Origin of the sequence: Verrucosispora sp. WMMA2044 (assembly GCF_027497155.1) — a bacterium.
Taxonomy (GTDB): domain Bacteria; phylum Actinomycetota; class Actinomycetes; order Mycobacteriales; family Micromonosporaceae; genus Micromonospora; species Micromonospora palythoicola.
This window is the reverse complement of record NZ_CP114913.1, coordinates 41,975-68,134: the sequence shown is the minus strand read 5'-3', so window position 1 is coordinate 68,134 and position 26,160 is coordinate 41,975. Positions and strand designations below refer to the sequence as shown.

Annotated in this window: 22 protein-coding genes and 1 pseudogene; 8 read left to right on the top strand and 15 right to left on the bottom strand. The window is 72.6% G+C overall.

Features of this window, described 5'->3' with window-relative positions; genetic code table 11:
• Positions 1-17 precede the first annotated feature (17 nt).
• Complete coding sequence (locus tag O3597_RS00305; RefSeq protein ID WP_281602959.1) at positions 18-2,933, bottom strand: hypothetical protein; 2,916 nt, start codon at positions 2,931-2,933, stop codon at positions 18-20.
• Positions 2,934-3,079: 146 nt separating this feature from the next.
• Here O3597_RS00305 and O3597_RS00300 point away from each other — a divergent pair, with 146 nt between their 5' ends.
• Positions 3,080-3,718, top strand: a complete 639-nt coding sequence (locus tag O3597_RS00300; RefSeq protein WP_131302398.1) for a TetR/AcrR family transcriptional regulator — start codon at positions 3,080-3,082, stop codon at positions 3,716-3,718.
• Between the two features lie 63 nt (positions 3,719-3,781).
• Positions 3,782-4,009: a DUF3107 domain-containing protein gene (locus O3597_RS00295; RefSeq protein WP_099849490.1), complete on the top strand. Its 228-nt coding sequence runs from the start codon at positions 3,782-3,784 to the stop codon at positions 4,007-4,009.
• A gap of 64 nt (positions 4,010-4,073) precedes the next feature.
• Here O3597_RS00295 and O3597_RS00290 read toward each other — a convergent pair whose 3' ends face one another.
• Positions 4,074-4,775: a ferritin-like fold-containing protein gene (locus tag O3597_RS00290; protein WP_281602958.1), complete on the bottom strand. Its 702-nt coding sequence runs from the start codon at positions 4,773-4,775 to the stop codon at positions 4,074-4,076.
• A 336-nt stretch (positions 4,776-5,111) separates the two neighbouring features.
• Between O3597_RS00290 and O3597_RS00285 the strand changes: the two genes are divergently transcribed.
• The 3 genes from O3597_RS00285 (at position 5,112) to O3597_RS00275 (ending at position 8,787) form a co-directional block, all read left to right on the top strand.
• Positions 5,112-6,818 (top strand): DEAD/DEAH box helicase, encoded by a 1,707-nt coding sequence (locus O3597_RS00285; protein ID WP_281602957.1) that lies wholly within the window; start codon positions 5,112-5,114, stop codon positions 6,816-6,818.
• Positions 6,819-7,043: 225 nt separating this feature from the next.
• Positions 7,044-8,216 carry an SAM-dependent methyltransferase gene (locus tag O3597_RS00280; protein ID WP_281602956.1) on the top strand — a complete coding sequence of 391 codons (1,173 nt, stop codon included), beginning with the start codon at positions 7,044-7,046 and terminating at the stop codon, positions 8,214-8,216.
• A 118-nt stretch (positions 8,217-8,334) separates the two neighbouring features.
• Positions 8,335-8,787 (top strand): helix-turn-helix domain-containing protein, encoded by a 453-nt coding sequence (locus O3597_RS00275; protein WP_210829788.1) that lies wholly within the window; start codon positions 8,335-8,337, stop codon positions 8,785-8,787.
• Between the two features lie 6 nt (positions 8,788-8,793).
• Here the strand turns inward: O3597_RS00275 and O3597_RS00270 are convergent, their stop codons facing one another.
• Entirely contained in the window at positions 8,794-9,822 is a 1,029-nt protein-coding gene (locus tag O3597_RS00270; RefSeq protein WP_281602955.1) for a hypothetical protein, read from the bottom strand.
• Between the two features lie 69 nt (positions 9,823-9,891).
• Entirely contained in the window at positions 9,892-12,066 is a 2,175-nt protein-coding gene (locus tag O3597_RS00265) for a DEAD/DEAH box helicase (protein ID WP_281602954.1), read from the bottom strand.
• A 92-nt stretch (positions 12,067-12,158) separates the two neighbouring features.
• Between O3597_RS00265 and O3597_RS00260 the strand changes: the two genes are divergently transcribed.
• The gene (locus O3597_RS00260; protein ID WP_164448436.1) at positions 12,159-12,947 is read left to right on the top strand and encodes a hypothetical protein; all 789 of its coding nucleotides are present in this window, start codon (positions 12,159-12,161) and stop codon (positions 12,945-12,947) included.
• 4 nt (positions 12,948-12,951) lie between these two features.
• Here the strand turns inward: O3597_RS00260 and O3597_RS00255 are convergent, their stop codons facing one another.
• The 9 genes and pseudogenes from O3597_RS00255 to O3597_RS00215 all read right to left on the bottom strand — a co-directional run bounded on the left by O3597_RS00255 (position 12,952) and on the right by O3597_RS00215 (position 20,663).
• Positions 12,952-13,698, bottom strand: coding sequence for an SDR family oxidoreductase (locus tag O3597_RS00255; RefSeq protein WP_281602953.1), 747 nt, complete (start codon positions 13,696-13,698; stop codon positions 12,952-12,954).
• 179 nt (positions 13,699-13,877) lie between these two features.
• Positions 13,878-15,008 (bottom strand): branched-chain amino acid ABC transporter permease, encoded by a 1,131-nt coding sequence (locus O3597_RS00250; RefSeq protein ID WP_164448438.1) that lies wholly within the window; start codon positions 15,006-15,008, stop codon positions 13,878-13,880.
• Positions 15,005-15,895, bottom strand: a complete 891-nt coding sequence (locus O3597_RS00245) for a branched-chain amino acid ABC transporter permease (RefSeq protein ID WP_164448439.1) — start codon at positions 15,893-15,895, stop codon at positions 15,005-15,007. Before O3597_RS00245 ends, O3597_RS00250 begins: the two co-directional genes overlap by 4 nt.
• On the bottom strand, positions 15,895-16,680 hold the full coding sequence (locus tag O3597_RS00240; RefSeq protein ID WP_164448440.1) for an ABC transporter ATP-binding protein: 786 nt from the start codon (positions 16,678-16,680) through the stop codon (positions 15,895-15,897). Before O3597_RS00240 ends, O3597_RS00245 begins: the two co-directional genes overlap by 1 nt.
• Entirely contained in the window at positions 16,677-17,420 is a 744-nt protein-coding gene (locus O3597_RS00235) for an ABC transporter ATP-binding protein (RefSeq protein WP_281602952.1), read from the bottom strand. Before O3597_RS00235 ends, O3597_RS00240 begins: the two co-directional genes overlap by 4 nt.
• Positions 17,421-17,427: 7 nt before the next feature.
• Entirely contained in the window at positions 17,428-18,633 is a 1,206-nt protein-coding gene (locus O3597_RS00230; protein ID WP_164448444.1) for a substrate-binding domain-containing protein, read from the bottom strand.
• 241 nt (positions 18,634-18,874) lie between these two features.
• Positions 18,875-19,120, bottom strand: a complete 246-nt coding sequence (locus O3597_RS00225) for a hypothetical protein (RefSeq protein WP_281602951.1) — start codon at positions 19,118-19,120, stop codon at positions 18,875-18,877.
• Positions 19,117-19,254, bottom strand: a pseudogene (locus tag O3597_RS00220) (DivIVA domain-containing protein); the annotation flags it as partial. The gene O3597_RS00225 and the pseudogene O3597_RS00220, both read right to left, overlap by 4 nt.
• A gap of 287 nt (positions 19,255-19,541) precedes the next feature.
• On the bottom strand, positions 19,542-20,663 hold the full coding sequence (locus O3597_RS00215; protein WP_281602950.1) for a glycerophosphodiester phosphodiesterase: 1,122 nt from the start codon (positions 20,661-20,663) through the stop codon (positions 19,542-19,544).
• 193 nt (positions 20,664-20,856) lie between these two features.
• On the opposite strand from O3597_RS00215, the gene O3597_RS00210 reads away from it, so the two are divergent.
• Together O3597_RS00210 and O3597_RS00205 are read left to right on the top strand one after the other, a co-directional pair.
• Positions 20,857-22,191 (top strand): potassium transporter TrkG, encoded by a 1,335-nt coding sequence (locus tag O3597_RS00210; protein WP_281602949.1) that lies wholly within the window; start codon positions 20,857-20,859, stop codon positions 22,189-22,191.
• Positions 22,181-22,852: a TrkA family potassium uptake protein gene (locus tag O3597_RS00205; protein WP_281602948.1), complete on the top strand. Its 672-nt coding sequence runs from the start codon at positions 22,181-22,183 to the stop codon at positions 22,850-22,852. The genes O3597_RS00210 and O3597_RS00205 overlap by 11 nt, the downstream gene beginning before the upstream one ends.
• A 12-nt stretch (positions 22,853-22,864) precedes the next feature.
• Here O3597_RS00205 and O3597_RS00200 read toward each other — a convergent pair whose 3' ends face one another.
• Positions 22,865-24,508 carry a serine/threonine-protein kinase gene (locus tag O3597_RS00200; RefSeq protein ID WP_281602947.1) on the bottom strand — a complete coding sequence of 548 codons (1,644 nt, stop codon included), beginning with the start codon at positions 24,506-24,508 and terminating at the stop codon, positions 22,865-22,867.
• An 83-nt stretch (positions 24,509-24,591) separates the two neighbouring features.
• A complete protein-coding gene (locus O3597_RS00195; protein WP_281602946.1) occupies positions 24,592-26,145 on the bottom strand; it encodes a fused MFS/spermidine synthase in 1,554 nt (517 codons plus the stop codon).
• Between the last annotated feature and the right edge of the window lie 15 nt (positions 26,146-26,160).

Genomic DNA, 26,160 nt, shown 5'->3' with positions numbered 1-26,160 from the left:
AGTTTGCCTGGAACGGCTCACGCCAGCAGCGCCTCCAGTCGACGGTTGACCGCGGCCAGGGTCGCCCGCACCACCGCCTGCCGGGGATCGCCGGCCACCAGAGCGGACCCGGCCAACTGCTCGACCCACCCGTCGCAGACCAGCAGCACCACCACGGTGGCCACCTCGCAGTTGCCGAACGGCACCACCGCGGCGTGCTCCACGAAACACCGGCCACGTTCCGCCGTGGGACCGGCGGCGTAGAGCAGCTCGTCGATCGCCGCCGCCGCCGCGACCCCGCACAACCGCAGCACGAAGCCGTCCACGGCGGGCCCGGTGGCGTACCCCGAGGCGTTCCGGTCGCCCGCGACCAGCCGGACCTCGACATTGGCGTCGAGCCCGAACGTGCTCACCTGGACGTGGTCGAGCACCACCCGGGGGCCCGGCGCCCCACCGGTGTCCAGCGGTCGCGACGGCGCGGACTCGGTCGTGGTGAGTTGCCCGCCGGAGTAGGACGCACCGAGGGTCGCCGGGCTGCCGGACGCACCCGGCTCGTCGACGACCGCCCGACCCCGGTTCGGTGCCGGTGACTGCCGGCGCCGCCGGGTGGTTTCCGGCACCGTCTCCGGCCGGCTCGGCGGAGTCTCCGTCCGGGTGCCGCCGGGTCTGGCGGACGGGCGCCGCGGCTCCGCGGACGGGCGGGTCTCACCCGCCTCGCTCCGGCTCTCCGTGGCGCGCCGACGCACCGGCACGGCGGGAACTCCGGGTAGGCCGCGAGGTGCCGCAGCCAGTCCCATCCGCTCCTGCAACAACCGGGCGACATGTCGGCTCACCTCGGCCGGGTCGGCACCGTCAGCGAGGTCGAGGCGGAGGCTGTGCGCTCCGGCGGGGGTACGCCGCAGGGCGGCGTCGCGTACGCCCTCGACGCCGCGAACGGCGGCGAGGATCGCGTTGACGTCGAAGCCCTCCGGCCGGTCCCGCAGCGGGGCCGGCTCGTCGTCACGGCGAAGATGAGTGGCGATCCGGGCTAGTTCCGGGGTTTCGGCGGGTGGCTCCACAGCTGGCGGCTCCGGCACGACGGGCACGTCCGGTTCGGCGGGGACGCGCTGCGGCAACACCGCCGTGGTGCTGTCCCGCGAACGGTCGCCGGCCGGCTCGGTCGGCGGGACCGGATCGGGCGCGGATCGGCGTGCCGCATAGGGGGCTGCGCTCGTCGGGACGGGCGCAGAGGGGGTGCGTTCGCGGCGATCGGACGCACCCGGGATCTCGCCGGGCGGGGCTGTCCCGGTGGTGGTTGGATCCGGCGGCGCGGAGACCGGGGCGGGCGCGGGTGCCGGCTCGTCCGGAACCGGCCGCAGCCGGAACGGTCGGTACCCCGGAGGATCGCCGGCCGACCGGGCCTCGGCGACCGGCGGCGTCGGGCCGGGCTCGGTTGTCTCCCGCCGGCTCGGACCGGTCGGCTGCGGTACGCCGGAGGTAGGGGCGAGCGGCCGGGCCGCGGCCGGTGGGGCGCTCGTCGGATCGGCGGCGCCGGACGGCGTACCGGCCGGCGGGGAACTGGCCGGGCGCAGCGCCCACGGCAGCCGCTCGTCGGCCGGCGGGCCGCCGGACCGGTTGCCCCACGGCGGCGCATCCTCGTTCCGGGTACCCCAGGGCGGGCCCTCGTTGGCCGGCGCACCGCTGACCGGCGGCAACGCCCATGACGGACGCTCCGCCGCCGGCGGCACCTCGGGCGACCGCGCCCACGACGGACGTTGGGGGGCCGACGGTGGGCTGGTCGGATCGTCGCTGGCGGACGGCAGCGCCCAGGACGGACGCTCAGCGGCCGGCGGCAGGTCGGCTGAGCGCGCCCAGGTGGGACGCGGCGAGTCCGGAGGGCCGCTGGTCGGATCGACGACCGCCGGCTGGTTCGCCGGGTCGGGCCCGATGGGCGGCTGCCCTTCCGGATCAGGCTCGGCGTCGCGACGGGGTTCGTACGGCCGGGGCCGTTCCGCGCGAACCGGCTCGTACGGTCGCGTCGCCTCGGCGCGGAGCGGCTCGTACGGGCGGCTGGGCTCGCTGGCCCAGTTCCGGGCCGACGCCTCACGGGACCGACGGTCGGTGGGGGCGTCCTCGTCCCGCGCCCACGGTGGCGCCCAGTCGCGGACCGGGTCGGGCTGGGCCCAGGTGGGCCGGTCCGGGCCACCGACGGGCGGTTCGGCAGGCGACCAGCCGGCCGGCTGGTCGGTGCCGCCCGACGCGGCCGGCCAGCGGCCGGGCTGGTCGGTGCCGTCGACCGCAGGGCGGTCAGCCGGCCCGGCCGCCGGATCGGCGGCGGGCGCGGTCGGCCAGGGCTTACCGGCCGGCTCCGGCCGAAGAGCGTCGTCCCAGCCGTGCTGCCAGCCGTCGGCGGACCGTTCGGCGGAGGGTGCGTGCAGGCCGGGTGGCATCTCGAAGCCGGAGGGGGCGGTGCCGACCGGCGGCACCTGCACGGCCGGGGGCGACGAGGTCGGCCGACCGGTTCCGGCGGTGCCTGGCTGTTCGCCGGAGGGCACCGGACGAGGCGCCGGCACGACGAGGCGGTCCTTGCCCGCATCCTGGGCCGGCCCGCGCAGGCCGGGTGGCGCGCTGACCGGGACGTGCCGGCCACCGGTCGACTGGTCGGCGACGGGCGCGCCGTTCGGCTGGTGGCCGTTGACGTGGTTGCCGTTGACCCGGACGGGCCGCTCGGGCTCCGCCTGCTCACCGACGGGAGCGGGCAGGTCGGCGTGGCGTGACGAGGCGGTGGCCCAACCGGACGGAGACTCCGACCGCGAACCGGTCACGTCGGAGCCAGGCACGACCTCGGGGCCCCACGACCAGTCGACCGGGGACGCCGACCACCCGTTGCCGGATCGGGCCAGGTCATCGCGCTGACCCGTCCCGTCGCCGTGCTCTCCCGGGGTGGCGGCACCGGGTTGCCCTGTTTCACTCACCGCGCGCTCCTTGGTCGCCCCCGCTGAGGCTACCGTGTGGCGACAGTGGCGATAAGTTACAGCGGCGGGCCAATTCCGCGAAGGGCCGAGTGGCCCCGACCGGTTCGGGTGATATGCCGGCCCGTACGACAACCTCGGAGGTTCCCATGACCGCTGTGGGGAACGGCGCCCAGACCGCCGGCCGACCCACGCGCCTGCCCCGTTCGGCGCGCCGCAAGCAGCTACTTGCCGCTGCTCAGGAGGTGTTCGTCGCGCAGGGCTACCACGCTGCGGCCATGGACGACATCGCCGAGCGGGCCGGGGTCTCCAAGCCGGTGCTGTACCAGCACTTCCCCGGCAAGATGGAGCTCTATCTGGCGCTGCTCGACACGCACTGTGACGCGATCGTCGCCAAGGTGCACGACGCCATGGCGAGCACCACCGACAACAAGGAGCGGGTCAGCGCGTCGGTGCGGGCGTACTTCGACTTCGTCGATCACGAGAGCGAGGCCTTCCGCCTGGTCTTCGAGTCGGATCTGCGCAACGAGCCGGCCGTGCGGCAGCGCGTGGAGCGGGTCGAGCAGGGCTGCATCGCGGCGATCACCGACACGATCATCTCCGACACAGGGGTCAGCCGGGCGCACGCCGAGCTGCTCGCCTCGGGCCTGGTGGGCGCGGCCGAGACCGCCGCACAGTTCTGGCTGGCCGGTGGGCGGCAGGTGCCCAAGGCCGAGGCCGAGGCGTTGGTGGCGGCGCTGTCCTGGCGGGGCATCGCCAGCTTTCCGCTGCAAGGTGAGTCAGCCTGACCTTCGACCTTGTGATCGGATAGCCTTCGCAGGGCGGCCATTTCGCCCGATGGAGGAGGCACAGTGGAGGTCAAGATCGGCGTGCAGTACGCGCCGCGCGAGCTGGTCCTGGAGAGCGCACAGTCGCCGGCCGAGATCGAGCGGATCGTGACCGACGCCGTCGCCAGGGGCGAGGGCACCCTCTCCCTGACCGACGAGAAGGGGCGGCGGATCATCGTGCCGGTGGGCAAGGTCGCCTACGTCGAGATCGCCGAGGCGTCCCCCCGAGCGGTCGGTTTCACCGTCCGCTGACGTTCCGACGGACCGGCGACAGGATCAGTGGGCGGGGTTTAACGCCGCACTCCTGTTGCCGGTCTCAGTTGTTGAGCCCGACGGCGACCATCCGCGCCGTGTGCGCGGCGGTCAGCCGCCGGAACAGTTCCGCCACGTCGACCTGACCACCCGCGACGATCAGCGTGGTGAGGGCCCGGTGGTCGGCGGCGGCGACCCGTCCCGCCTGGGACAGCGCCTCGCCCACCAGGCGTCGGGCCCACATCGACAGTCGGCCCGCCACGGTCGGATCGTTCTCGATGGCGAGCCGGATCTCGGCGGCCGCGAACTCCGCGTACCGCGACTCGTGCAGCACGTCGAGGACCAGTTGACGCTCGGGTTCGCCGAGGGCGGCGGCGATCTCCCGAAGGAAGTCGTCGGTGATGGCGTCACCGACGTACGCCTTGGTGACCGCCTCGGCCCAGTCGCGGGGCTCGGTCGAGTCGTGGTACGCCTGCAACGGTGTGACGTACGCCGCCATCGCGTCGTCCGGCGGCACGCCCAGCGCGGCGAGCCGGTCGGCCAGCCGCCGGTAGTTGGTGATCTCGGCAGCGGCCATCTCACTCAGCGCGGCCCGGCGACGCAGGTCGGGGGCGAGCCGGGCATCGGCGGCCATCCGGTCGAAGGCGAGCAGTTCGCCGAGGGCCACCAGACCGAGCAGGTCGGTGACGGCGTCGCCGGGCGGGACCGTCGCGGCGTCACCGGGCGCGGCCGGAACGCCGTGGCCGGGCGGAGTGGGGGTGGACACGTGCGCAGGCTACCGTCCGCCGGCGGCGCGGCAGACCCGCGCCAAATCGCCCGACCATCGCCCACAGTTTGTGATACAGGTCACTTACAAACCTTTGCGTCGTTGCCCGCCCCCATGGAATCGGGACGCTGTTTAACCCGTTCAGGTAGCATGGAGGAGTTGCCGTAGGTGCCGATCCGGCCGGAGTCAACTCCGATCCGGTCGAAGTCCGACCCACGGCGCGCGTGCGGCCCGGTCCGTTCGGCTCTCTGCCGCCGACCGTGTGGCCCGCGCCATACCGAACGCGCCCTGCGGACATGACGGGGCGCACCCACGAGAGGGCACCCCCAAATCCACATGAGTGAGCCGATTCAAGACATCATCGACGGCCAGGAACTGGCCCCGACCGCCCCGGTCCGACCGGAGGCACCGACCTTCGCCGAGCTCGGCGCGCGCGACGAGACCGTCGACGCGCTGGCCGCGGCCGGCATCACCCGCGCCTTCGCCATCCAGGAGTACGCGCTGCCGATCGCGCTGCGCGGAGCTGACCTGATCGGGCAGGCACCGACCGGCACCGGCAAGACGCTGGGCTTCGGCGTGCCGTTGCTGGAGCGGGTCTTCGCACCCGACGAGGGTGGTGACGGGCTGCCGCAGGCCCTGGTCGTCGTACCAACCCGCGAGCTGGGCATCCAGGTCGCCAAGGACATCGCCGCCGCCAGCCGCACCCGGGGCGTACGCGTGCTGCCGATCTACGGCGGTGTCGCGTACGAGCCGCAGATCGAGGCGTTGCGCAAGGGTGTGGAGATTCTCGTCGGCACGCCGGGCCGCCTGCTCGACCTGGCCAAGCAGAAGCACCTGCGCCTGCACGGGGTGCGCGCGCTGGTGCTCGACGAGGCCGACCGGATGCTCGACCTCGGCTTCCTGGACGACGTCGAGCGGATCCTGGCGATGCTGCCGGAGGACCGGCAGACCATGCTCTTCTCCGCGACCATGCCGGACCCGATCGTGACGCTGTCCCGACGCTTCCTGCGCCACCCGATCACGATCCACGCCGGGCACACCGCCGAGACCGGCCCCTCGCCGCAGACGGAGCAACTCGTCTACCGCACCCACTCGATGAACAAGATCGAGATCGTGGCCCGGATCCTCCAGGCGGAGAGCCGTGGACTGACCATCATCTTCACCCGGACCAAGCGGGCCGCCGACCGGGTCGCCGAGGACCTGGACTTCCGGGGCTTCGCGGTCGCGGCGGTGCACGGCGACCTCGGGCAGGGTGCCCGGGAGCGGGCCCTGCGGGCATTCCGGGCCGGGAAGATCGACACCCTGGTCGCCACCGACGTGGCGGCCCGGGGCATCGACGTCAGCGGCGTCACCCACGTGATCAACTACGACTGTCCGGAAGACCAGGACACCTACACCCACCGCATCGGCCGGACCGGTCGGGCCGGCGCGAGCGGGGTCGCGGTGACCTTCGTCGACTGGGACGACATGCCCCGCTGGCGGATCATCGACAAGACGCTCGGCCTGGACATGCCCGAGCCGCCGGAGACGTACCACACCTCGCCGCATCTCTACACCGACCTGCACATCTCCACTGAGATCACCGGCACCCTGCCCACCGCGGAACGCACTCGCGCCGGGTTGGCCGCCGAGGTCGAGGAGGATCTGGGTGGTGGCCGCTCCCGGCGGGGCGAGCCGCGCGGCACCCGCCGCCGCGCTCGCGGCGACGGTGGCCGTGGTGAGGGCGGCCGTGGTGAGGGTGGCCGTGGACGCGGCGGCAGCGGTCGCCGGCAGGACGGTGCGGACACCACGCCGACCGACGCCACCGCGAGTGACGCCGAGGAAGGCACCCGTACCCCCCGACGTCGCCGGCGCCGCCGGGCCGGCGAGGCGGTGGCGGGCGCCGAGACCGTCTCGACGGCCGTCGACGGCACCCCCGCCGAGGCAGCCACCGACCGCAGCGAGGACGGAGCCACCGACGCCGCCCCGCGTCCGCGCCGCCGCCGACGCCGCCGCGGTGCCGCTGCCGACAGCGGTACGCCGGCCGAAGCGACCACCGACTGACGACGTACCGCCCGAGGCGACGGAGCGCGGCCAGCGCCGCTGACCGACCCGTCGCCGCCCGGGCGGTACCTGCTGTCCGCCCCCTTTGCTCTGCTTCACTCCACGCACCGGCTACCCGCCGGAACCTGTGCGTCGGTTGAAGCAGAGCTGGCGGATGGGCAGTGCGGGGGGTCGTGGCCGCCTGCCAGCTGACGATGCCGCCGAATCGTCCGGGAAGATGGAGCGATGCCCGAACCACTGGACTCCGCCCTGACCGAGGTCCGCTCGATGCTGCTCGGACCGGCCCTCACCCGGGCCGTGGCGGCCGGACGGCGACGCGGCCAGCGTCCCTCGATGGTCCGGGCCGAACTGCGTCCCGTCGCGCTCAAGGCCGGTCAGCGGCTGCAGATCTCCACCTCCGACGGGGACCGGCCGCACACCCGGAACCTGAGTCTCGGGCCGGAGGCCGAGGCGGCGGTGGAGGCGCTGCTGGCCGAGCCGTTCGGCAACTGGCACGTGGAAACCGCCGACGCCACCCTGCAACTGCGGGTGACCAAGTCGGGCGAGGCCCAGGTGCACCGCAGCACGGCGAGCCGGTCGGTTGCCCCGGCCGCCGCCGGGCACGACCGAAGCAAGGAGTACCTGCTCGACCCGGGCGATCCGCTCTTCGCCGAGATCGGCGGCTCGGCGGCCAAGCGACGGCAGGTGGACGCGTTCCTGCGGGCGCTGACCGCCACCCTGCCGGACGGGCTGGCCGGGCAGTTGGACCGACCACTTCGGGTGGTGGACCTGGGCTGCGGCAACGCGTACCTGACCTTCGCCGCGTACCGCTATCTGTCCAGCACAGGGGTCGATGTCGAGCTGGTGGGGGTGGACGTGCGCGACGACCAGCGCCGCCGCAACACCGAGCTGGCCGAGCGGCTGGGCTGGGCCGACCGGGTGCGGTTCGTCGCCGGCACGATCGCCGACGCGACCGTCGAGCCGTCACCCGACCTGGTGCTCGCGCTGCACGCCTGCGACACCGCCACCGACGAGGCGCTGGCCCGGGCGGTGGGCTGGCGCGCCCGCTGGGTGCTCGCCGCGCCGTGCTGCCACCACGACGTCGCGGCGCAGCTGCGTACCCGGCCGGCCCCGCCCCCGTACGACCTGCTGACCCGGCAGGGCATCCTGCGGGAGCGCTTCGCGGACGTCCTCACCGACGCGCTGCGTGCCGGGTTGCTGCGCCTGCACGGCTACCGGGCCGAGGTGGTCGAGTTCGTCGACTCCGCGCACACCCCGCGGAACCTGCTCATCCGGGCCCGCCGGACCGGCGCCGAACCGACCGCCGCCCAGCGCGCGGAGTACCGGGACCTGGTCACCCAGTGGCAGCTCAACCCCCGGCTGGAGACGCTGCTCACGCAACTGCCGCCGACGATGTGACGGAATCGCCGTCCGCCACCGAAATCGTCTGGTCGATCAGTCAATTGTTCGGCAACGTTCCCGTACTACTCTCGAAGAGCGCACCGACGGGTGCCGGTCGGGAGGGAAGACCCACCGGATGGGTTCGGCAGAGGTTTCGCCGCAGATGGCCTTCGCGCGTTTCGTGCGCCGTGCCATCGACGACGCCCGCGAGGAGCGCGGCTGGACCGTCACCGACCTGGCCGCCCACACCGGCGTCGGTCGCTCGACCGTCTTCCGCTGGCTCGCCGGCGACTGGCAGGACTACCCCGAACTGGCCAAGGTCCGCAGCTTCTGCGCGGCGCTCGACCTGCCGGTCGCGGCGGCCTTCCGCGCCCTCGGTCTGCCCGACGCGGGCTCCGGGCCGTGGCGGCGTGGCGACGACGGCCCGGTGGAGGCCGACGTGCGGGTGATCCTGCAACGGTTGGCGGATCCGGCGGTGCCGGCGGAGGAGAAGCACCACATCCGCGACCTGCTGCGCTACCTCGCCCGCCGGCCGATCCGCCGGCCCTCGGATCCCACCACCACCCCGATGCGTCGGACGGCGGGCTGACCCGCCCTACGACACCGACACGGTGAACTCCGCCGTGCGTACCGCTCCCCCGGTCGCGAAGTCCAGGTAGAGCCGGTACCGCCCGGGCGCTGGTGTGGTGAGCCAGAACCGGATCGCGCCGTCGACAAGTTCCGCCTCCGGGTGCACGTGCAGGTAGCCGAGGTCACCCTGGCGCAGGGCGACGAGGTGGCCGTACGCACCGAGGTAGCGCTCCAGCGTCGGGCCCACGCCGTCCGCCCCGGTGATCCGGAAGTCGACCGGCACGGTGAGCCCGGGCTGCGGAGCGCCCCGGTACTCGACGGTGAACTCGTCGACCCTGGTCGTGGTCGCCGGGCCGGGCAGGTCACGGGGCGTGTAGTCGCCCGGCGCGACCAGGTCCACCCCGAGCGTGGTCGCCGTCTGCCGGCCGTCGTCGGCGACGGCGGTGAAGTCGGCGTACGCGCGCCAGACGCCGGGCGACGGCAGCGTCAGCGGGACCGACCAGGTGCCGTCCACCGCCATGGTCGGATGCAGGTGCTGGTACCCGGACAGGTCCCGCCGCACCACGATCACGTGCATCGGCTTGTCGTGCACGACAGCGAACCGGGTGACCGTCCGGCGCTGCCCGTCCCGGATCTGGAACCGCAGTTCACCGGCCTGCCCGAGGGTGAACTCGTCGGCCAGTGGGGTCAGCGTGTATCCGTCCCGGCTGACCGCCAGACCGCCGGCCTCGGCCGCCGCGTCCTGGTCGGCGCCGTGCGAGTGCGCGCCGGCGCCGGGGGCGTGGGGGTGCTCGGCCAGCGCGCTGCCGGTGCCGCTTGCCGCCGTGGGTTCACCACCACCGTTGATCCGCCCGAGCCCGAATCCGAGCAGCACCGCCAGCACCAGCCCGCCGACCACCAGGGCCAACCGCAGCGTGGCGCGATCCGGTACCGCCGAGGCCGTGGCAGGCGCCTGGCCGGCTACCGGAGCCACGCCGGGGGCCTGGCCGGCGGCGTGTCGCTCGGCGGTGCGCACCGACCCGAGCGCGGGCGCGTCGGGTGCCTGGTCAGCCATGGGCCCACCGTACCGCCGCGTTGATCGGGCACCTGGCGAGCCGACCCGATCGTGGTTCCGGTCGCACCCTCAGGCGGCGAGGGCGAGCGCCAGCGGCAGCACGCCGGCAGCACCGGCTCGGCGGAGTTCCCGGGCCGCCAACGTCATGGTCCAGCCGGAGTCGACCAGGTCGTCCACCAGCAGCACCGGGCCGCCCAGGTCGGCGACGGCGGCGGCGAGGTCGGCGGGGACGGTGAGGGTGCCGTGCAGGGCGCGTACCCGCTGCGCGCTGTTGCCACGGGGACCGTCGGCGGCCACCGACCCGGCGGGGACCACCTGGCCCAGCAGCGGCAGCCGGCCGACGGCGGCGATCCGCTCGGCCAGCGAACCGACAAGCGCCGGGTGGGTCCGGGAGCCCACCGCGACCACCCCGACCGGCCGGTCCGGCCAGGGGTCGTCACCGTGCGCCCACGCCTTGAGCACCTCGACGACGGCGGCGGCCACGTCGTCGGGCACTGGGCCGTCCGGTGCGCCGGGCCCGACCAGCCCGCGCAGCCGGCCACCCCAGCCGAGGTCCGACAGCCGGCCGACGGCCCGGCCCGGCAGCGCCTGCTCCGCCGGGGCGATGCGCCCCTTCAGCGGTACGCCCACCGACTCCAACCCGGTCGGCCAGAGCTTCTTCGGCGCGAGCTGCACGCCGGGGCGGCCGAGGAAGGTCTGCGCGGCGCTCAACGCGGCCTCCGACACCTCGGACGCGAGCAGGGGCCCGGCGCAGCGGTCGCACCGGCCGCAGTCCACCGCATCCACGTCGTCGAGGCATTCCCGCAGGTAACGCATCCGGCAGCCGGTGGTCGCCGCGTACTCGACCATGGCCTGTTGTTCGGCGGTACGGGCGGCGGCAACGCGGCGCAACCGGGCCTCGTCGTAGGTCCAGGGCGAGCCGGTGGCGAGCCAGCCGCCGCGTACCCGGCGGACCGCGCCATCCACGTCGAGCACCTTGAGCATCAGCTCCAGCCGGGCCCGACGCAGATCCACCAGGGGTTCCAGGGCCTGCGTGGACAGCGGCCGGTCGGTGTGCAGCGCGGCCAGCACCGCGCGGACCTGCTCCTCCGGCGGAAAGGCCAACGAGGCGAAGTACCGCCAGATCGCCGCGTCCTCGGCACCGGGCAGCAGCAGCACCTCGGCGTGTTCGACGGCCCGCCCGGCCCGGCCGACCTGCTGGTAGTACGCGATGGGTGACGGCGGCGCGCCGAGGTGCACGACGAAGCCGAGGTCCGGTTTGTCGAAGCCCATGCCGAGCGCGCTGGTGGCGACCAGGGCTTTGATCTTGTTGTCCAGCAGGTCCTGCTCGGCGGCGCGGCGGTCGGCGTCCTCAGCCTGCCCGGTGTACGCGGCCACCGCCCAGCCGCGCGAGCGGAGGAACTCGGCGGTCTCGGTCGCCGAGGCCACCGTCAACGTGTAGACGATGCCGGAACCGGGGAGCTGATCGAGATGGTCGGCGAGCCAACCGAGCCGGTGCGCCGGGCTCGGCAGGTCGAGCACGCCCAACCGCAGCGACTCCCGGTCCAGGCTGCCGCGCAGCACCAGGACGTCCGGTCGCGGCCCGGTCGCGGTGCTCGGTTCGGTGCCCAGTTGCTCGGCCACGTCCCGGGTCACCCGGGCGTTGGCGGTGGCGGTCGTCGCCAGCACCGGGGTGTGGTCGGGCAGGTTGCCGAGGAAGGTACGCAGCCGGCGGTAGTCCGGCCGGAAGTCGTGCCCCCAGTCCGACACGCAGTGTGCCTCGTCGACGACCAGCAGACCGGTGGTGGCGGCCAGTTTCGGCAGCACGGTGTCCCGGAAGTCCGGGTTGTTGAGCCGTTCCGGACTGATCAGCAACACGTCCACCGTGCCGGCGTGGATCTCGGCGGTGATGGCGTCCCACTCGTCCAGGTTCGCCGAGTTGATGGTGCGGGCCCGGATGCCGGCCCGGGCCGCGGCGTCGACCTGGTTACGCATCAGGGCCAGCAACGGCGAGACGATGACCGTCGGGCCGGTGGGTTCGGTCCCGCCGCCCTGACCGTCGCGGGCGCGCAGCAACGCGGTCGCCACGAAGTACACGGCCGACTTGCCCCACCCGGTGCGCTGCACGCAGAGCACCCGGCGCCGGTCCACCACCAGCGCCTCGATCGCCCGCCACTGGTCCTCGCGCAGCCGGGCCTGCGTGCCGGCCAGCCGCCGCAACACCGCCTCGGCCCGCTGCCGTACCGCCGTCCGTTCCTGGCCCATCCGACGTTTCTACCAGCGCCGCAGCAGCAGAGCCCGGCCGCGTCCGGGAGTGTGCTCTACCATTCCCGTTCGATACCCGAGAGAGAGACGAGATGACTCAGCGAACCGGCACCACCGCCACGACCCGCCGTCTCGCGGCCGTGGCCGCCGCCCTGATGGCCGCGACCCTGGTTGCCGGCTGCGACGACGAGGCCACCCCGCAAGCGGCTCCCCCACCACCGGACCCGAAGCAGGAGTTGCTGGCGGCCGTGCCCGGTGAGCAGGACCCGGCCTTCCGCTTCACCACCAGCGACTCCTCGGGCGACGTCTCCGGGGTGGTCGATCCGGCGAACCGGGGCATGGACATCGACACCGTCACCAAGGACAAGGACTTCACGCTGGAGATGTCCTTCCGGATGGTCGAGTCACGCACCTGGATGAAGGTCAACTTCAAGGGCGCCAAGGACATCCAGAAGCTGATGAAGCTGCCCACCAAGTGGATGGAGCTGGATCCGGCGAAGATCGAGGGGCCGGACTCGCTGCCCACCTACGAGGGCACCGACCCGGGCAACGCCGACGCGATCATCCGCGCGGCCACCGACGTCCAGGCCGGTGAGCCCGGGACGTACACCGGCTTGGTGGACCTGTCCGCCGTGCCGGAGCTGGCGGATGCCCTGGCCGCGCTCGGCGACGCCGACGGGCAGCTCCCGCTCAGCGCGGTGGTCGGCGCGGACGGCAACCTGTCCTCGCTGACGCTGGAGATTCCGGCCGCCGGCAAGAAGAAGGCATCCGAGTACGTGGTCGAGTACTACGACTTCGGTACGGCGCCAGCGGTCGTCGCGTTCACCGAGGAGCAGGCCCAGCCGGCCCCTTCCGCCGCGTACGACATGCTCAACGACTGACCGGTCAGCGACCGAGCACCGATCCGCCGTTGACCCCGAGCACCTGGCCGGTGACGTAGCCGGCGGCGGGGCTGGCCAGGTAGCGCACCGACTCGGCGACGTCGTCCGGCACCCCGGCCCGGCCGACCAGGGTCGCGGCCACCCGCTGCGCGTGGCCCTCCGGGGTCATCCGGCCGGCGAAGAACTCGGTCTCCGCCACGTAGCCCGGGCTGACCACGTTGACCGTGACCTGGTCCGGCCCGAGCTGCGCGGCGAGGCTGTACGCCCAGCCGTGCAGCGCCGCCTTCGCCGCCGAGTACGCGTCGCCACCACCGCGCTGCGCGGCGATGGAGCTGACCAGGATCACCCGCCCGCCGGGCCGACGCAGCGCCGGTCGCAGCGCCTCGGTGAGCAGTACGGCGGTGAGCACGTTGGTGTCCAGGGTCGCCCGCCAGTTCGCGGCGATCCCGGCGAGCGTGGCGCTGTCCGCGCTGTGGTAGCCGCCGGCGTTGTTCACCAGCACGTCGACCGGCCGACCGTCGACCGTCTCGACCACCTTGACCACCTGGTCGGGGTCGGTGAGGTCGGCCGTGACGGCCCGGATCGCTTCGGGACGGCCGGATTCGGCGCCGATCCGCTCGACCGTCGCCGTGAGCACCTCCGCGCGCCGGCCCACGACGAGCACCGAACACCCGTCCACGACGAGCGCCCGCGCCACGGCCGCCCCGATCCCCGTACCACCGCCGCTGACCACGGCCAACCGCTCGCTCATGCCGTCCTCCCCGTCACCGCTTGCCCCGTACGCGACCGTCCGGACCCGTCACCGCTGTGCCGTAGCGAGAGGGTGGCCGCCCGGACGCCGGGCCGGCCCGGACCACAGTGCTGGTCCGGGCCACCGATCACGAGGTTAGCGGGACGACACGCCGTTGTGCCGCCCCGCCGACCTCGTGATCAACCCTGGCGTCGGGTGCCGGGACGCAGGGAGTCGCGGAGCAGAGCCAGCCGAGGAGCGAGGCTGGCCAGGCCGCCGGGGAAGAAGTAGACGGCCAGGATGAAGACCGTGCCGAGCACGAACAGCGGCTGGGACAGCGGCCGGCTGAGGAACGCCGGCAGCGCGTTCACCGCGTCGGAGGTGCCGAACGACACCAGTCGGTGGTCGAGGTACATGTAGAGGATGCCGCCCAGCACCGGGCCCCACCGGGTACCCGGCCCGCCGAGGACCACCATCACCAGCAGCGACAGGGTCAGTTCGCTGCTGGTGATGTGCGGCGAGGCACCGCCGACGATCAGGCAGTAGACCACCCCGCCCGCCGCCGCGAGACCACCGGCCAGGGTGAAGGCGACCAGCTTGAACCGGTACGGGTCCAGCCCGAGCACGCCGATGCGACGCTCGTCGTCGCGCAGCCCGGCCAGCACCCGCCCGGTCGGCGAGCCACTGACCCGGTGCACCACGAGGACCACCACCACGAGATAGGCCAACGCCAACCAGTACAGGTTGACCGTGTTGGTGACCCCGACCAGCCCGTCCGGCAGCCCGCTGACGTCCAACGGCAGCCCCTCCTCACCGCCGGTGAGCCCACCGAAGTCCCGGGCCACCAGGATCGCGCCGACCTGCGCGAAGGCCAGCGTCACCATGGCGAAGGCGATACCGACCGTACGCAGCGCCACCGCACCGAGCAGGCCGGCGAGGATGGTCCCGCCGACGATGGCCAGCGGCGCGGCCTGCCACAGCGGCAACCCGACCCGGGTGATCAGGATGTCGGTGCCGTAGACACCGGCGGCGAAGTAGAGGGCGTGGCCGAAGGAGAGCATTCCGGTACGCCCGAACAGCAGGTCGTACCCGGCTGCCAGCCCGCCGAAGACCAGACACACGGCGAGCAGTTGCAGGGTGCCCGGCGAGTTCAGCGCGCCCTCGAAGATGCCGGGCAGGTGCAGCGTCGAGTACGGCAGGATCAGCGCCACCGCCAGCGCGACCAGCGGCAGAAACGGCCGGAGCCGACTCCAACGGCCCGGTTGCTCGGTCAACTCGTCGGGCACCGCCGCCGGCGGCGCGGGAACTTCGGGACTCTTGACCTCGGTCATGCCGTAACCGCCTTCCCGGCGATGCCCTGCGGGCGCAGCAGCAGCACCACGGCCAGCAGCGCCACCACGCAGATGTCACCCAGCCCGGAGGTGCCGTAGTAGTTGACGAACTGTTGCAGCAGCCCGACCGCGACCGCCGCGTACGCGGACCCGACCACCGAGCCCATGCCGCCGATGACCACCACGATGAACGCGAAGATCAGCAACGAGCCGCCCTGCTGCGGCGAGACGGTGCCGAAGTAGACGCTGCCCAGCGCCCCGGCCAGCGCCGCCGCTGCCCCGCCGATGGCGAAGACCAGGGTGAACGCCTTGCGTACGTCGATGCCCAGCGCGGTCACCATCTCCCGGTTCTCCACCCCGGCCCGAATGATCAGGCCGTAGCGGGTCCAGCGGAGGAAGGCGAGGATCGCGCCGAGCACCAGCGCCGCGGCGACGATGAGCAGCAGTCCGCCGTTGGGCACCTGCGCGCCGAAGATCGAGGTCACCTCGCGGGTCCAGGCCGGGCGCGGGAACGGTCGGGCGTCCGCACCCCAGGTGGCCTGCAACAGCGCCACACCGGCCAGCGAGAGGCCGACGGTGACCAGCACCTGCTCGATGGTGCGCGAGTAGAGCGGCCGGATCAGCACCAGCTCGACAAGCACCGCCACCAGCGTGCCGGCGGCCACCCCGAAGGCGACCGCGACCACGAACCCGAGCCCGTCCGGGCCGGCACCGGGCAGGTTCCCCGCCGCCCACCAGGTGGCGTACGCGCCGACGCCGAGGAAGAGCCCGTGGGCGAAATTGAGCACGTCGGCCAGGCCGAAGACCAGCGACAGTCCGGAGGCGACCAGGAAGTAGAGGGCGGCCAAGCCTAGACCGGTGAGCGTCAACAGAATGATCGCGTCCATCAGCTACCGTCCTCCGGGGCCGCCGCGGCCGGGTGATCGGCGGTCGCCACCGCGGCGTGCTGGTGGCCCTCTGCCGAGCCGACGCCGAGCAGGGACCGGGTCAGCGCGGTCTCCAACAACAACTCCTGGGCGTCGCCGGTCCAGGCGACCCGCCCGGCGGCGAGCACCACCGCGTCGCGGGCCAACCGCCGGACCACGGCCAGGTTCTGCTCGACCAGCAGCACCGGCACGGACTCCGCGACCCGTTCCAGCACCTCGGCCACCTCGGTCACCACCTTCGGCGCCAACCCCTTGGTCGGCTCGTCGACGAGCAGCAGCCGGTTGTCGTTGAGCAGCACCCGGCCGATGGCGAGCATCTGCTGCTGCCCGCCGGAGAGCGAGCCGGCCCGCTGCCGGGAACGCCGGTCCAGCTCGGGGAAGAGGGCGAACACCCGGTCGTACGCCGGGCGGGTGCCGCGCCGCTCGGCGAGCCGCAGGTTCTCCGCGACGGTGAGCCCGGCGAAGACGCAGCGGTCCTCCGGCACGTAGCCGAGCCCGCCGCGGACCAGGCGATGGGTCCGCTGGGACAGCAGGCTCTGCGCGCCCGTCCGGACCGTGCCGCGCACCTCCCCGTTCCGTGGGGTCAGCCCCACGACGGCGCGCAGCGTGGTGGTCTTGCCGACCCCGTTGCGGCCGAGCAGCACGGTGACCCCGGTCGGCGCGACCGTGAACGACACTCCCTGGAGGATGTGCAGCCCGGCGATCCGGACCGACAGGTTCTCCACGGTCAGTACGGGCTCGCTCACAGCGACTCCCCGAGGTAGGCCTCTTGAACTGTCGGGTTGGCCATCACCGTCTCCGGTGTGTCGCAGGCCAGCAGCGCGCCGTGGTGCATCACGGCGATCCGGTCGGCCAGTTCGAGGATCACGTCCATGTGGTGCTCTACCATCAGCACCGCCCGGCCGCTGTCCCCGGTCAACGAGCGGATCACCTGGACCAGTTCCGGCACGTCCTCGGCGCTGACCCCGGCCATCGGCTCGTCGAGCAGCATCACCCGTGGCTCACCGGCCAGCAGCAGGGCGATCTCCAGCTTCCGCTTTTCGCCGTGGGCGAGGGTGCCGGCCAACGCCGTACCCCGGTGGGCCAGGCCGACCCGGTCGAGCGCCGCGTCGGCGGCGGCGGCGACCTCCCGGTCGGCCGCCGCCCGCCGCCACAACTTGAGCGAACCCCCGCGGTGTGCCTGCACGGCGAGCCGGACGTTCTCCCGCACGCTCAGCGAGCCGAACACCGAGGACGCCTGGAAGGTACGGCCCAGGCCCAGTCGGGCCCGCCGGTACGGCGGCAGGTCGGAAATGTCCCTGCCGTCCAGGGTCACCCGGCCTTCGGTGGCCCGGCGCAGGCCGGTGATCAGGTTGAACAGTGAGGTCTTGCCGGCGCCGTTCGGACCGATCACACCGAGGAACTCCCCGGGTGCCAGGTCCAGGTAGACGGAGTCGACGATGGACACCTCACCGATCCGCCAGGTCAGACCGCGGGTGGTGAGCATCTGCGCCTCAGCCCTTCATCGCCTGAACAGGCGGCGCGGTCTCGTCGGCGGTGAGCGCCTTCTGAGCGGTCGCGGTGAAGGTGTCGCCGCTGCCGGTCAGGCTCGCCTGGTACATCGGCTGGAGCAGCGCGTGGTCCTCGGCGCGGATGGTCATGCTGCCCTTCACGCTCTCGAAGCTCCAGCCCTCAAGCGCGGTGACCATCTTGTCGACGTCGTCGCCACCCTCGGCCACGGCGCGGACCACCATCTGGGCGGCGGCGAAGCCGTCCGGGTGGAACAGGTCGAGCGTGCCGCCGGGGATCTTCGCCTTGGCGGCCTTGGCCGCCTCGGTGTCGCTGGCGCCGTCGAAGTAGTGCGACAGGAAGGAGATCTTGCTGCCGGCGGCACCGAAGGTGGGCCACGAGGCACGGATGTCGAGGCCGGTGACGACCGTGGTGGAGGTCAGCACGCCCTGCTGGTCCAGCGTCTGCCACATGGCCGGGGCGGTGGTGCCGGCCCAGGCGACGAAGAGCAGGTCCGGCTTGGCGGACTTGATCTGGCTGGCGAACGGGGTGAACTCGGTCGCGCTGGCCGGCGCCCGGACGGCGCTGACGCTCGCGCCGGCTCCGCCGATGACGGCCTTGACCGCGGCCTCGTTGGCGTCGCCGAAGGCACCGTCCTGGGCGAACACCACGACCTTCTTGCCGGCCGGGTCGCCGATGAACGACTTCGCGGTCACCACGTCCTGGTACGACTGGCGGCCGGAGCGGAACGTGTACTTGTTCGCGCCGGTCACCGCGTCGGTGGCGGCCGGACCGGAGATGAACAGCACCTTGTTCTGCGCGGCGATCGGGGCCACCTGGAGCGCCACGCCCGAGGCCGTCGATCCGGCGATGATCTTGTTGCCCTTGCCGATCAGGTCCTTGGCCGCGGAGACCGCCTTCGCCGGGTCACCCGCGTCGTCGACCTCGGTGATCTCGATCGCCCGGTCACCGACCTTGTTGGTGCCGTTGGTGGCGAAGTCCAGGCCGGCCCTGAACCCCTCGATGTACTGCTTTCCGTAACTGGCCAACGCTCCCGACTGGGAGTAGACCAGACCAACCTTCACCGGCGCGGCGCTGTCGCCGCCACCGTTGGCGGTGTCCTGGGGGCTGCCACAGGCCGTGGCGGCGATCGCCGCGGCCATCATCGTGGCGGCGGAGAGGAACACCCGCCGTGTCGTCCGGACCGTCATTGCGACTCCACGTGAGGACTCAGAGGGAGGAAACCTTATGTGTCGGCTCACGCTAGAAGTGACGTCACCCACGGGCCATGTGGTCGAAACACACAAGTAACGGGGGTGGGGTGGGCTCCGGTTACAGCATCGGTGACCACGTGACGGCGACCTGCCGAGGCGACAGAGGCTCCCTCCCTGACGATGTGTCGCCCACCCCCACGCTCGGGTCCGCCAGGCGGGACCGATTTCCGGGCCCCGCTCAGCGCGGGCGGCAGGGTCCGTCGTGGTCGGCGTCACGGGCACACCGCCTGCCGCCGTCGAGCGGCTGGTCGCAGAAGACCCAGTGGCGTACGCCCTGATTGTCCTCCGCTGAGACGGTCGTCCCGGCCACCTCGATGTTCTCGAAGAAACTCAGCGCCCGGGTGATCGTCCGGGCGAACCGTTTCGCGGCGGCGACGTCCCGGACCCGCACCGGCAGATGCACCACGAAGCGGTCGGCGCTCACCGCCGCATCCTCGGCGTGAACCGCGCCTGCCAGCTGCGTAGCGCCCGCTTGATCCGCACGTTCTCCTCGGCGATCAGCACCAGTTCCCGCCGGGCGGCGGCCAGCTCACCGGCGACCCGACTCAGGAAGGCGTCGGCCGTACAACGCCCGGCCCGGACCCGTCGTACACCGGTTGCGGCATCTCGGGGTATCCCGCCCGCCTAACGGCACGAGTTGCGGCATCCTGCGCACGACGGACCCCGGCGGTGGTCGCCGGAGACAGCAACAACCCCGAAGTTGCAGGGTCGCCAGCGCCGGAGGCAGCAGTATCCCCGAAGTTGCAGGCTAGACCGGGGCGGGACGGGTAGGCGGGGCGAAGCAGCGTGGGGTAGGGGCGGCCCGCCGGCCGGGGTGGACGGCGGGCCGTGTGTGACGGTCGGGGTCAGCGGCGGGGTAGGGCGGCGCGGGCGGCGACTGCGGTGTCGGGGTGGTCGGTGAAGACGCCGTCGAGGCCGAGGCGGTAGAACAGCTCGTACTCGGACTGGATGTCACCTCGGGCGTTCGGGTCGGTGCCGATCCGGAAGTCGGCCGGGAGGAACTGGTTCTCCGCCCGGAAGGTCCAGGCGTGCACGATCAGCTTCTCCCGGTGTGCGTCCCTGACCAGGGTGGTCGGGGTGAGCAGGCCACCGGCGGAGTTCCGCGGCACGATCAGGTCCTTGTGCACCCCGATGCCGTCCGCGTAGCGGGAGATCCAGCGCAGGCCGGCGGGGGTCGCCAGGTCACGGTACGTGCGGGTGTCCCCGGCCAGGGTGAAGTCGTAGGGCTGGCCGGCGGCGTTGAGCAGCTGGGCCAGCTTGACGTCGATCATGCGGTCCAGCCGCCGCAGGTTGGCCGTCTCGAAGGATTGGATGATCACCGGAGCGTTCCGCTTGGTCATCTTGTTCCGGCGCAACACCTCGACGAGCGGCTCTTCCAGCGGCAGGCCGATCGAGGCGAAGTACGTCGGGTGCTTGGTCTCCGGGTAGACACCGATCACCCGCCCGCGCGCCCTGCTCTCGACCCGGGCCAGGTCGATCACCTCCTGGAAGGTGGGCACCTGGAACTGCCCGTCGAACGCGGTGTTCGTCACCCGTACCTGGGGCAGCCGCTCCTTGGCCCGCAACGTCCGCAGTTCGGCGAGGGTGAAGTCCTCGGTGAACCAGCCGGTCACCGACGCTCCGTCGATGGTCTTCGTGGTCCGGCGGTCGGCGAACTCCGGCCGCGCCGCCACGTCGGTGGTGCCGCCGATCTCGTTCTCGTGCCGCGCGACAAGCACACCGTCGGCCGTCGCGACGAGATCCGGTTCGATGTAGTCGGCACCCATCCGGATCGCCAGTCGGTACGCCTCCAGGGTGTGCTCCGGGCGGTAGCCGCTGGCGCCCCGGTGACCGATGACGATGGGCTGGTCACCGACGCGGGCCGGGTCCGGGCCGGCGGCCGGCTTCGCCGTGGCGACCATGGGCGTGGCCACGGCGGCGGCGAGCAGGGCCACCGACACACCGAGGGCGGAAAGGGTACGTCGCAACGCGGTCTCCTTGACTTGTCGGGGGACCGCCTCAGCAGACCTGCCCGGGCTGACCGGCAGTTGGTCCGCGCCTGACCATCCGGTGAATCCTCCGCCGTTGCGTCCGTTGAAGCAGAGCAAGGCGAGGCCGGCGACACGGGGTCGGGATGCCGGTTCCGGCCCGGAACGTCGGGCGGAATCAGAAGATTGTCTGGTGCGTCGGTTTTTTCGTCACCCGGTGCGGCTCGTGCCGCTGGTCTTCCTGGTGGCGATCCTGATCGGCACCGGCCTGCTGATGCTGCGCCCGATGACCATCGAGTACCAGCACGCACCCTTCATGACCGCGCTGTTCACCGCCACGTCGGCCATCTCGGTCACCGGCCTGACCATCACCGACACCCCGAACTACTGGTCCGGCTCCGGGCTGGTGCTGATCACCGTGCTCACCCAGCTGGGCGGGCTCGGCATCCTGACCGGTGCCGCCCTGGTGATCCTCACCGTGTCCCGGCGGCTGGGCCTGCACAACCGGCTGCTGTTGCAGGCCGAGACCGCGGAGTACGGGCTCGGCGACGTGCGCCGTCTGCTGCTGCGCATCGCCGCCACGGTATTCGCCTGCGAGCTGGCGATGACCGTCATCGTCACCGGGCGGCTCTGGCTGGCCTACGACCAACCGTTCTGGGATGCCCTCTGGTCCGCCGGGTTCCACTCCATCCAGGCGTTCAACAACTGCGGATTCTCGCTCTACCGCGACGGTCTGCTGGCCTTCTCCCGCGACCCGTGGGTGAGCCTGCCGCTGGCCCTCGGCGCGATCATCGGCGGTCTCGGGTTCCCGGCCATGTTCGAGGCCGTCCGGGAGTGGCGGCAGCCGGCCCGCTGGGCGGTCGCCACCAAGCTGACCATCTGGGGCAGCGCGGCGCTTGTCGCCTTCGGTGCGGTCGCGTTCCTGGCCGCCGAGTGGGCCAATCCGTGGACCGTCGGCCAGTACGACGTACCCGGCAAGGTGGTCGCCGCGTTCGCGCAGATCGCCCTGGCCCGCACGGGTGGTTTCGAGGTGGTGCCGACCGAGGTGCTGCGGGAGGAGAGCTACACCCTGCTGACCGGGCTGATGTTCATCGGCGGCGGCAGCGCCAGCACGGCCGGTGGAATCAAGGTCTCCACCTTCTTCCTGCTCGCCTTCGTCATCTGGGCGGAGGTCCGCGGCGAGCCGGACGTCACGGTCGGCCACCGCCGGATCGCCACCGCCAGCCAGCGGCAGGCCCTCACCGTCGCGCTGCTCAGTGTCGCGATCGTGGCCGCCGGAACCGCCGCGCTGATCGCGATGACCGACAAGCTCCCGTTCTACGCCGCACTGTTCGAGGTCACGTCGGCGTTCAGCACCACCGGACTCTCGGTGGGCGTCCTGTCGTCCCTGTCCGACGGCGGCCAGTTGCTGCTGATCGTGCTCATGTACGTCGGCCGGGTCGGGCCGCTCACCTTCGGCTCGGCGATCGCGCTGAACACCCGACGCCGGCTCTACCGCTACCCAGAGGAGCAACCAATTGTCGGATAGAAGTACGGACACGGGCGGCATCGCCGTGATCGGCCTCGGCCGATTCGGCAGCCATCTGGCCGAGTCGCTCGCCGCCCTCGGCCGCGAGGTGCTGGCCATCGACCGGGACGCCCAGCAGGTGCAGAAATGGTCGTCGATGATCGATCAGGTGACGCAGGCCGACGCCACCGACGAGGAGGTCCTACGCCAACTCGGCCTGAGCGACGTGCAACGGGTGGTGGTGGCCATCGGCGCCTCCGTCGAGGCCAGCGTGCTCACCGTGCTCGCCCTGGTGGAGCTGGGCATACCGCAGATCTGGGCCCGGGCGACCTCGGGGCAGCACGCGAAGATCCTCTCATCGGTCGGAGCGCACCGCGTGCTCTTCCCCGAGGCGGAGACCGGCGAGCGGCTCGCTCATCTGATCATCAGCCGGACGCTCGACTTCGTGGAGTTCGACGAGGCCTTCGCGGTGGCGCGGGTCCGCGTTCCGCGGTCGCTCGCGGGTCGCCCGACCAGCGAGATCCAACTACTGAAACGCTACGGCGTACGGGTGGTCGGCATGAAGCGGTCCGGCGAGCAGCGGTACCGGTACGTCGCGGACGACATGCAACTCGCCGATGACACGATTCTCATCGTCGAGGGGACGATCGAACAGATCCAGCATTTCGCCACGCTGTCCTGACCGGCGGTCAGCTCACCGGCCGGGACCCTTGCCGGGCTTACCCGGCTGCGGCTTACCCCCGCCCTTGCCCTTCGCCTTGCCGTCGTCCGGCTTGGCTTTCTCGGCCTTTGGCTTCTGCGCCTTGGGTCTGGTGTCGCCGGAGCCGGCCTTGCCCGCCGACGCCTTCACCGTCTTGGCCGGAGCCGACCTGGTGGGTGCCGGCTTGGTGGTGGGCGCGGTACCGGCCACCCCGGAGACCCGCACCCCGCACACCGCCGTGCCGACCCGGAACTCCACCGGCAGCGGATTCGTCCCGGTGTACCGCCCGGTCAGGTTCAGTTTCTCGGTGGCACCCGGTGCCAGGGCGGGCCGCTGCGGGACCGCTTGCACCGCCACCGACCGGCCCTGCTGCCGGACCGGTGCCGGGGTCGCGGTGGTCACCTGCTGCTCGCCGGGGAACGCGAAGCTCATGGTCCAGTCGCGCAGCTCACGGTCTCCCGTGTTGGTCAGGCTCAGCTCCGCGGTGAAGTCCTTGCCGGAATCCTTGCGCAGCGCGTACGTGACCTGGCAGGGGACCTCCTGTTCGCCGCCGATGCGCGCCTGCGTCGGTTGATCCATGCCGCCGCTGGCGGGGCTGTGCGACGTGACGCCCCAGACCGCCGCCGTGACGGCCATCAGCCCGGCGGCGGCCGTCACCGCCTCGATCCGGCGCCGCCGGCTCAGCCGACGCCGGGTGCGCGGGCCGGCCAGCGGCAGCGCGTCGGTCGCCGCGGACCAGGGCAGGATCGTGGTACCGGCGTCGGCCAGCGACGACGGGTCGGCAGCGCCGGCACCCACCGGCACCGTCGGCACCTTGCCGGCCGCCTCGGCGAGCACCCGGGCCAACTCGGCGGTGGCCGGCCGGTCCGCCGGTCGCTTCGCCAGGCAACGGTGGACGAGGGCGGCGACGCTGGCGGGCAGGTTCGGCACGTCGGGCATCGGCTCCGGCTCGCGGTACATGTGGGCGCGCAGCATCTGGGTGGTGGTGTCGGCCTGCCAGGGCAGCCGACCGTTGAGCATCCGGTACAGCAGCAGCCCGAGCGCGTACACGTCGGTGGCCGGGCTGACCTGGCCGTTGTCGAGCCGTTCCGGAGCGAGGTACGCCGGGGTGCCGAGCAGAGTGCCGTCGGGCCCCTTCTCGCTCTCACCGACGAGTGCGGAGATGCCGAAGTCGACCACCTTCACACCGGTCGCGGTGAGCATCACGTTGCCGGGGGTGACGTCGCGGTGCACCACGCCTCGGGCGTGCGCGGTGGCCAGTGCGGAGGCGACCTCGGCCGCCACCGTCACCGCCTCCCGCCACGGCAGGCGTCCGTCGCGGGCCAACCGTGCGGTGAGCGGGCCGCCGTCGATCAACTCCATCACCACGTACGGCACGGTCAACCCGACCTGTACCGACTCGCCGTAGTCGTACACGTTGGTGATGTTGGGGTGGCAGAGCCGGGCGGCGGCCTGGGCCTCGATCCGGATGCGGTGCCGGAACGCCCGGTCGCTGGCCAACCGGGACGCGAGCACCTTGACCGCCACCTGCCGACCGAGCACCTCGTCGTAGCCGCGCCAGACCACCGACATGCCGCCCGCGCCGAGCTGCTCGATGAGCCGGTACCGCTCACCGAGCAGTTGCGCTCCCCTGCTCACCGCATCACCCATGGTCGGCGTTGTTGCCCGACGTGAGGCCGCCTACACCTTTCTGGTCTGATTCGGTCACGGATGTCACCCGATCAGGCGGTGGCGAGCAGTTGGTCCACCGGAGCGTAGTCGTCGGTGAGCACCAGCGCGTCCCCGACGAAGTCCGTCAGGTCACCGCCGCTGAGCAGGCTCGCCGGCTCGTTGGCGCCGTCGAGGCGGGCCCGGACTGCGGCCAGCGGCAGCGGTGTGTCGGAGGCGACGATCAGGAAGTTGGCACCCCGCTCACCGGCCAGCGCCTCGGGCGGCGCGATCAGGGCGACGTGCGCGAACTCGGCGGCGACGGTGGCCACCTCGCTGCGGATGAACCGCAGCGGCGGGTAGTCGATGACGTTCTGCACGTAGACGCCACCCGGGCGGGTCACCCGGCGGATCTCGGCGGCCATCTCCCGGGTGGCCAGGTGCCAGGGCACCACCAGGTGTCCGAAGGCGTCGCCCACCACGAAGTCGCGGCTGTCGGTCGCCTCGTCGGCCACCAGCATCCGGGCGTCGCCCACCACCGCCCGCAGGTCTGGTCCCTGGCGTACGCCGAGCCGCTGCTCCCCCAGCTCGACGAGCCCACCGTCGATCTCGAACACCAGGTTGTCGGTGCCGGGCCGGGTGGCGGTCAGGTACCGCGGCACGGTGAACCCGCCGCCGCCCAGGTGCAGCGCGTCGAGCCGCTGGCCCGACGGGGCGAGCACGTCGGCCACCGCCCCGATCCAGCGGGTGTACGCGTACTCCAGGTGGGTCGGATCGGCGAGGTCCACGTACGAGTGCTGGGCCGAGTTGAGCAGCAGCGTCCGCCCGCTGGACCGGCCCGGGTCGGCCTGGACGCGGGCGCAGTGGTACGCCGTCTCGACGTCGCAGGGATTCGGGGCGACCATGGTCAGCCCGGCCCCGGCCAGGCCGAGCACCGCCAGGGCGGCCTTTACCCGGGCCGGTCCGGGCAGGACGGCGCGGTCCTGTCGGTGCAGGTACACCCCGAGCGCGATGCCGGTGATGCCGAGGGACGCGGCCAGCCCGAACAGGATCACCGTGCTGGGCAGGGCGGCCACCAGCACGAAGCCGGTGACCAGCGTGGCCGTGACGGCACCGAGCGTGCCGATGCCGGAGAGCCGGCCGACGACCTGACCGGTGCGGCGCAGGTCGGCGAGCTGAAGCTTGATCACCAGTGGGCTGACCGCCGAGAGCAGCATCGCGGGTGCGAAGACGGCGACCGCGACCAGCAGCAGCACGGCGCTGGCCGCACCGCCGCGCAGCACCTCACCGGCGTACCGCACCGCCGGCAGGGTGATCGCGGTGGCGATGCCGGAGAGCACCAGTGCCGGGGCCAGCAGCGTACGCGGGTTGCGCCGGTCGGCCAGCCAGCCGCCCGCCCACGCCCCGTACGCGATCGCCGCCAGCGCGATGCCGATGACCGAGCTGGTCACCTGGAGAGTGACCCCCACGTACGGCCCGACCAGGCGCAACGCGGCGGTCTCCAGCACCAGGACGGCACCGCTGGAGTAGAAGACCAGGAACGCGGCGAGCCTGTTGGGCAGGGCCCGGGGCACCTGCGCCGAGGAGGGCGCGGACGGGGCCGCCACGTCAGGCGATGGAGAGTTCATCGTGGCGATGGTACG

Coding starts and splice junctions, on each gene's coding strand:
- O3597_RS00250 (WP_164448438.1), bottom strand. CDS start 15,008: ATGACCGAGGTCAAGAGTCCCGAAGTTCCCGCGCCGCCGGCGGCGGTG.
- O3597_RS00235 (WP_281602952.1), bottom strand. CDS start 17,420: ATGCTCACCACCCGCGGTCTGACCTGGCGGATCGGTGAGGTGTCCATC.
- O3597_RS00275 (WP_210829788.1), top strand. CDS start 8,335: ATGGGTTCGGCAGAGGTTTCGCCGCAGATGGCCTTCGCGCGTTTCGTG.
- O3597_RS00270 (WP_281602955.1), bottom strand. CDS start 9,822: ATGGCTGACCAGGCACCCGACGCGCCCGCGCTCGGGTCGGTGCGCACC.
- O3597_RS00255 (WP_281602953.1), bottom strand. CDS start 13,698: ATGAGCGAGCGGTTGGCCGTGGTCAGCGGCGGTGGTACGGGGATCGGG.
- O3597_RS00260 (WP_164448436.1), top strand. CDS start 12,159: ATGACTCAGCGAACCGGCACCACCGCCACGACCCGCCGTCTCGCGGCC.
- O3597_RS00300 (WP_131302398.1), top strand. CDS start 3,080: ATGACCGCTGTGGGGAACGGCGCCCAGACCGCCGGCCGACCCACGCGC.
- O3597_RS00265 (WP_281602954.1), bottom strand. CDS start 12,066: ATGGGCCAGGAACGGACGGCGGTACGGCAGCGGGCCGAGGCGGTGTTG.
- O3597_RS00280 (WP_281602956.1), top strand. CDS start 7,044: ATGCCCGAACCACTGGACTCCGCCCTGACCGAGGTCCGCTCGATGCTG.
- O3597_RS00285 (WP_281602957.1), top strand. CDS start 5,112: ATGAGTGAGCCGATTCAAGACATCATCGACGGCCAGGAACTGGCCCCG.
- O3597_RS00230 (WP_164448444.1), bottom strand. CDS start 18,633: ATGACGGTCCGGACGACACGGCGGGTGTTCCTCTCCGCCGCCACGATG.
- O3597_RS00245 (WP_164448439.1), bottom strand. CDS start 15,895: ATGGACGCGATCATTCTGTTGACGCTCACCGGTCTAGGCTTGGCCGCC.
- O3597_RS00195 (WP_281602946.1), bottom strand. CDS start 26,145: ATGAACTCTCCATCGCCTGACGTGGCGGCCCCGTCCGCGCCCTCCTCG.